The sequence below is a fragment of the Pseudoalteromonas sp. SR45-5 genome, from assembly GCF_014163565.1.
Taxonomy (GTDB): domain Bacteria; phylum Pseudomonadota; class Gammaproteobacteria; order Enterobacterales; family Alteromonadaceae; genus Pseudoalteromonas; species Pseudoalteromonas distincta.
The window spans coordinates 1-6,560 of the sequence record NZ_JACJDN010000189.1 but is presented as its reverse complement, the minus strand read 5'-3'; the positions used below and the strand labels follow the sequence as shown (position 1 = coordinate 6,560).

The window sequence follows — 6,560 nt, the reverse complement described above, 5'->3', positions numbered from 1 at the left end:
AAAATAGAAAAACCTACCTAACCTTTAAATTAAAATCATAAAGTAGATTTTAAGCTCATGTTATTTATTGATTTTAAATTTAATTAGAAATTGAGCTATCAATTACAAGGGTTAAAAGAGTTAGTGTTTTAAAAATGAAATAATTTAGGCAAGAGAAACCGATGATGTTGTACGCACTTAATAAATGGCATTATTGGTTAACCAATTTGTTTTTTCAGTCAAGAAGCGTTATTAGAAAGCAAACTGTGTTGAGTACTATTTATTAGCGTTATTGAAAATATAAAATTGAAGAATTTAGGGATCAAAAAAAGGCGGTAAAACCGCCTTTTTAATGAGATTTAATGTTTAACTATTATTACAGCTTGTAGCTTAAACCTAAGAATAAGCGTGGGCCGTAGTCATTCACTTCACCTAAGTTTCCTTCAACAAAGAAATCTTGTGATTTAGGTGCGCTGAACAAGTTAATTGCTTCTGCTTTAACTCTAAAGTGCTCATCAATTTTGTATGATGCGCGCATTTCCCATACGCCTACAGAATCAACATAACGAAGTCGAGTACCATTTGTAGTATATGGTTGGAAATACTCACTACGATATTTGTAAATAACGGCAGTATCAAACCCACCAATTTGGTAGTACAGCTGGCTGCTAAATACATGCTTTGAGAAGCCAGGTACTGAAGCCGACTCAACAATACCGTCAGTTAATTGTGTAGTATTACCGTCTACATCAGTAACAAACGTATCGCCGTATAAGCTATCTTGGAACTCAAAGTCAGTGTCTGCATAGTTGTAACCAAATTTCATACCGATGCCATTATCCCAGCGGTAAGAAAATGAAGCTTCAAGACCTAATATTTCACTGTCCTCGTCTGATGTAACAGAGTTAGTAATTGGTAATGAAACAGTTTCACCGGCAACAGTAAACTCTTCAATTACTGTTTGTTGTTGAAAACCACCGTTGAACTGTTTGTAGTATAAGCTTAACGCTAAGATTGAATCTTCGTTAGGGTACCATTCAAACGCAGCGTCGTAGTTCCACGACATAAGCGGTTGAGTGTCCGGGTTACCAGAGCCATTTACACCCACTAATAAATCGCTAATTGATGTTGCTGTACCTTCTGTATCTTCTTGGAATGTACGGCTATAACCTAAATTAGATGGATTTGCGCGTGACATACCACGGTATATACCTGCTCGGAATAAAATATCTTCGCTGTAATCAATAACTAGGTTAAAGCTTGGTAAATACTTAGTGTAATCGCCACCACTTTTTATTTTATCCAGTGAACCGTTATCAGACTCAACCAGAGAAAGTACACCGGTATCACTTGTTACAACATCAAAGCTATTTCTAAAACCAATCGAAGTTACATCTGTGTCTACAATACGAAGACCAAAGTTACCGCGAATGAATTTGCCAAACATTTCAGTATCGTAGTTAGCCATTAAGTACACTGATGTTGTTTTTTCTGTTACATCAATTGTACCTGCATTTTCATATTCCACTTCTGGGTAAGCAAACACACCATCAGCGTTAGAACCAGCTACAGCTTGTGAGAAACATACGTTATCGTATGTAGCCCATGATGAACCTGTACCGCTAGCTACAACGTTACCGTCGCTATCAATATTTGTTACGATATCACCATCAGATACACTCGATAAAAAGCCTGATTCAGGGAAATCGATTTGACAACCTTGTAATACGTCAAGCGCTTCAGTACCAGAGTCTAGTGTAAATTCGTTTCTTGAACCGTTACCTTGGCTACCACCATACTGTAGGAAGGTCATTTCAGATGTTCTAATACCACCTTGAATACTTGTAATAACGTTGCCATCTAGCGCATAGTCAAAATCTAGTCGCGCTGAGATAACTTCGTTTTCACGAACATTTTCACGGTCAAGTCGTGTTCTTAGGCTATCTGTAAAGTTTGAAATATCTGTTACGTCAAAATCTGTCAATGTGAAATGAGGAATTTCATCGCCCATGTCCCAAGAAAAGAAATTACGACCTGATGTTCTACCACGGTTAGATATTTGAAGTTCTTCACGTTCAGTTTTTGAATACGCTAAATCTAAGTCAACAGTTAATCTATCGGTAACTGTATGTTCTATATTTATGCCGTAACCTTGGTAGTTTTCTTCACGAGAGAATTGCTCACCCGCTGATTCAATGCGCTCTTCACCTTCCCAATGTAAAATACCGCCTACATCGTTAGTTACAAGTGTTGGACCGGTTACACCTGGTGTTGCACGTTTTTGTAAAAAGATTAAATCGTGGCGTGCTTCTTGTTGTGTTCTATCTGAAATTTGTGCATCAAAGTTAACATCCCAATCAGCTGACGGTTGGTATTGCAGTGCAAAAAATACTGCATCACGTTCATCAGATGTCTCGTTTTGACGAAAGCTTCGGCTACTGCCAGTCCAAGCATAAGGAGTCCCATCACTTACTGCTTTACCTGTTTCTGGATCAATTTCTGTATCGTAACCTTGGTTGCTACTGCCATTAACTTGGTCTTCACAGTCGCCTGCACTGCTACGATAAAAACCTTCATTGGTATTAGTCGGATCGTTTAAACATGCCCATAATGAAGAACCTGATGGGCTAGAGCTTCTGTATTCAGCCTCTGGTTGACTAATTTCTTGGCGCTGCACACCAAAAGACACACCAACGGCTTGGCCGTTATCAAATTCAAACTGATCAACATAACTAAACGTGCCACGGTAACCCGCGTCACTTTGCAGCGAGTTATCTACATTACCTTCGTCTGGGTTGTAATTTAATTTAACCTCAGCTGATACACGTTGTTTGCCAAAATCAAGTGGAGTTATCGTTTCAAGTGCAATAACACCTGCAACACCACCTTCAATCATTGAGGCATCTTGCGTTTTATATATCGCTACTTTTTTTACAAGTTCAGAAGGGAACTGCGAAAAGTTAACTGAGCGGTCACCACTACCATTAGTCGCTTCACGACCATTAATGTGTGTTGCACTTAAAAATGGACCAAGACCACGGATAGTGATTTCTGTAGCACCACCGTTTTCACGGTGAGATGCAGCACCTGTAATTGATTCTAGTGCTTCACCGATAGACAGTGCTGGTAAATCACCAATATCTTCAGATGACAGGCCATCAACTACCGTTGTTGCTTCACGTTTAATTGCTATTTGATCTTGTATCGTTCTACGTGTACCTGTAACACTAATTATTTCAACGTCTTCTTCAACTTCTGTCGCTTTTCCCTGATCTTCCTGTGCGCTTGCTGTAAATACGCAAGAACTTGCCATACCTGCGATGACCGCTGTTCTTACCCATTTTGCAACTGGGCGCATTGCAAACTGCCCTGTTGTAGAATTATTGTTATCTCGTGACTTCAACGACATTTGAATTCTCCGCTGGTTGTTGTTGTGTGATTTTAGTGTGTTAGCTTGTTATGCTGATGTATATTTTATGTGACCTTTGATATTAATATACTTAAACCCAGCACGATGATCAACCAATTTGACGTTTTAATATTACCATAAGGTATACCAATTTTAACTTAACGGCATTACCAGTAGGTCAGGCAGGTTTTTTGCTAGAATATAAACAGCTCTAAACTAGTCGATAAATGGGTAATGTAGGTTGAGAAAAGTGTGGTGATTATTAATAAATAATAAAAAAGCCCCAAATTTGGGGCTTTTAAAAGTTAACTGATTAATTGGTTACTTAATCGTTTTGTATTTTCCATGTAGATCCAACACCTACTTCAGATGATTGAATATAATGAAGCCCTTTAGCACCCGCCTCTGCCTGAAGGCCTGCAGGGTCAGTTTCTAATAACGTACTTGCTGCTGTAACGTACTCAAGCACTTCTTTACCATTCGTTGCTGGGTCTTGGTCAATTGCACCATCAGTATCGAATGCGCCATTACCATTTAGTTTTCTAATTTCAACCCAGTCACCGCTGGCATCGCCTGATACTCGACTATCCATATAACCAAAGTTATTACTTAGCACCGAACTATCATGATTAATTAAGTCACAGTCATATTCAAAAGCATGGTCACTTTCAAGTGTATTTGGGTAAAATAGGCCTTGAGTTGTGGCACTGCTGTTTATTGTATCTGCGTCTGTTTGATCGCCTAAACCGTTTGCAATTAAATTTCCATTAAAGTTTATAACAAACGCATTTTTGGTCAGCCCGTATAGTACCGGTGCATTCGCTGCGGTTAACTCATCGCAATCACTTGTTGGTGCTTTAGGGCCTATTTCCGTACTAAATACAATAGGTTGCTGTGAGTTCAAAACCGTATTGTTTGTTACATTTAGTGTAAAGTCGCCAGCGCTATCAAGTACAGCTTGGTTACCTGAGTTTGGCACACCGCCATCAGCTTGTGAAAATGGGTTAGCTGTAAATACAATACCGCCCGCTTCTTTATTACCAGAACGAATACCTGCAATGTAGTTGTTACTAACGGTGTGACCAAGTGGTGTAATTAATATACCCGCTGGGCGATCATCAGAGCTTGCAATATCGGTAGTTCGAATAATAACGTTATCTGTAACACTGTTGAAGCCACCATCTTCTAGTGAAATACCACCATTAGGATTTACGATTGTATTGCCTTTGATGGTTGCACCCGATGTTTGCACTCGCATTAAACGACGACCCGTTACAAAGTTTTCTACTCGGTTGTATTGAATAGTAAAGTTTGCGTTATCAGCTGCACCACTAGCCGTTGTACTGCCAACATTAATTAAATGTAAGCTAGAATTGTCAAAGTTTGGATTGCTACTAGTGCCACTAAACAAGTTATATTCAATAACGTGATCCGAGCTTGCAGATGCCATTTTAATCACGGAGCCATTTTCAGCAAAATTACGATTAGAAAATGTATTACGTTCGATTAAAGCGCCTTTACCTTTTAGCATTAACCAATGATAAGTAGAGTTGTTTAGCGTTGCTTCTTCTCCATCCATCGTGTTTTGCGAAAAAGTAAAGTTATCCCCTTCTGAGTAAATAACAGCACCTTCTTCGGTTTCACAAAATGCACCCGCTTTAGTATCTATATTCTTAAAGGTAAGCCCTGTTAACCCAGCGCCATCTACTCCAGCAGCTACATGCACACATACTTCACCACTAAGTACAGGAGTTTGACCTTCTACAGCGCGAAGCGTTACTGCACTGGTTAATAAAATTGCGTCCATATCAGCATAAACACCCGTGTTTAAGCCAATAACATCACCGTCAGCTAAACCGCCACTTATAGCACCAAGAAGTGCTTCAGGGTTACTAACTAATTGTGTGTAAACCAGTGTATCAAGTGAGTTTGTAACCTCACTCGCAAAGCCATCATTATCTGTATACGTGGCTTTTACTGACATTATTGAGCCAGCGTAATCAGAAGGCGTAAATGTTTTACTATTGCTCCCAGCTATTTCAACGCCATCAGCAGACCAAGTATAAGTAACGTTACCATCTTCAACGCCGTTGTTATCAGTTATCTCAGCGGTTAACTCGCCATTTGTTAAATAAGGCACTACACCCATAATGGCTACGCTACCGGCTTCGTCAACCGCAACAGCAGAAACAGCAATTGTTTCCTCTGATGTATTATCCTCGATAAACCCATTATCATCTGTATAAGCAACCTGAACACTTACCTTTTGACCTAAAAGTGATGCATCAACTGTAAAGGTGCTCTCTATTGCGCCATCTATCTCTTGTGCGTCAGCAAGCCATTGATAAGTGATATCTCCTGTCGCCCCATCGGTATCATTAATTTCTGCTGTTAAAGTATTTCCAACAGTTGGCGTGCCGCTAATTGTAACTTCGCCTTCTGAGTTTGTTCGTGCGACAACCTCTGTACCGGCTGAAGTTACAGACTCGTTAAACCCACGGCTATCTTCAAAAGATACACTAACTGTAATAACTGTACCAAACTGTGCGTCTGTTAACGTGAGCGTTGAAAGTGCTTCATCAGCAATTTCTACGTCATCTGCAAACCATTTATAAGTTACTGTATCGCCATCAAAGCCATTGTCGTCAGCTACATTAGCAGTTAGTTGCGAACCAACTAGTGCGTCACCTGTAATAGTTAAACTTGCAGGAAATGCGATTGCGGCAACATCTGCGGTTGGTTCTGTAATATGCGATTCATTAATACCGCCATCATCTGTATAAAGCCCTTGAACTGTAATTGGTAACCCTATCTGATCGTCAGTCAATGTAAATGAAGCGCTATTTGCACCAGCAATTGCCTCACCATCTGCATACCAGTAGTAAGTCACGTCACCTGAGATACCATCAGGGTCACTAACTTCAGCTGTTAATGTTTGTCCGCTTGTAACAGTTCCACTAAGAGCAATAGAGCCCAAGTTGTTGTCATTGTTGTTTGAGTTTGTGTCACAACCAACGATTGCTGCTGCAATAGCGCATAGCGCAAAATGTTTGAATTTCATGGTGGCTCTATTCTCCAAGTTTATAGTTTTAATATTTGGCTATCTATTGTGTGTGTTACCAAATAAATCATGTGTTTATTACCAAATTCATTTGAATTGCAAATGAATTGT

The 6,560-nt window shown here is 39.6% G+C and carries 2 protein-coding genes; both read right to left on the bottom strand.

Going from position 1 to position 6,560, the window contains the following annotated elements; translation table 11 throughout:
- Positions 1 to 355: 355 nt before the first annotated feature.
- The gene (locus H5072_RS09030; protein ID WP_182693321.1) at positions 356 to 3,388 is read right to left on the bottom strand and encodes a TonB-dependent receptor; all 3,033 of its coding nucleotides are present in this window, start codon (positions 3,386 to 3,388) and stop codon (positions 356 to 358) included.
- A gap of 325 nt (positions 3,389 to 3,713) precedes the next feature.
- The gene (locus tag H5072_RS09025; protein WP_182693320.1) at positions 3,714 to 6,449 is read right to left on the bottom strand and encodes a poly(beta-D-mannuronate) lyase; all 2,736 of its coding nucleotides are present in this window, start codon (positions 6,447 to 6,449) and stop codon (positions 3,714 to 3,716) included.
- Positions 6,450 to 6,560 lie beyond the last annotated feature (111 nt).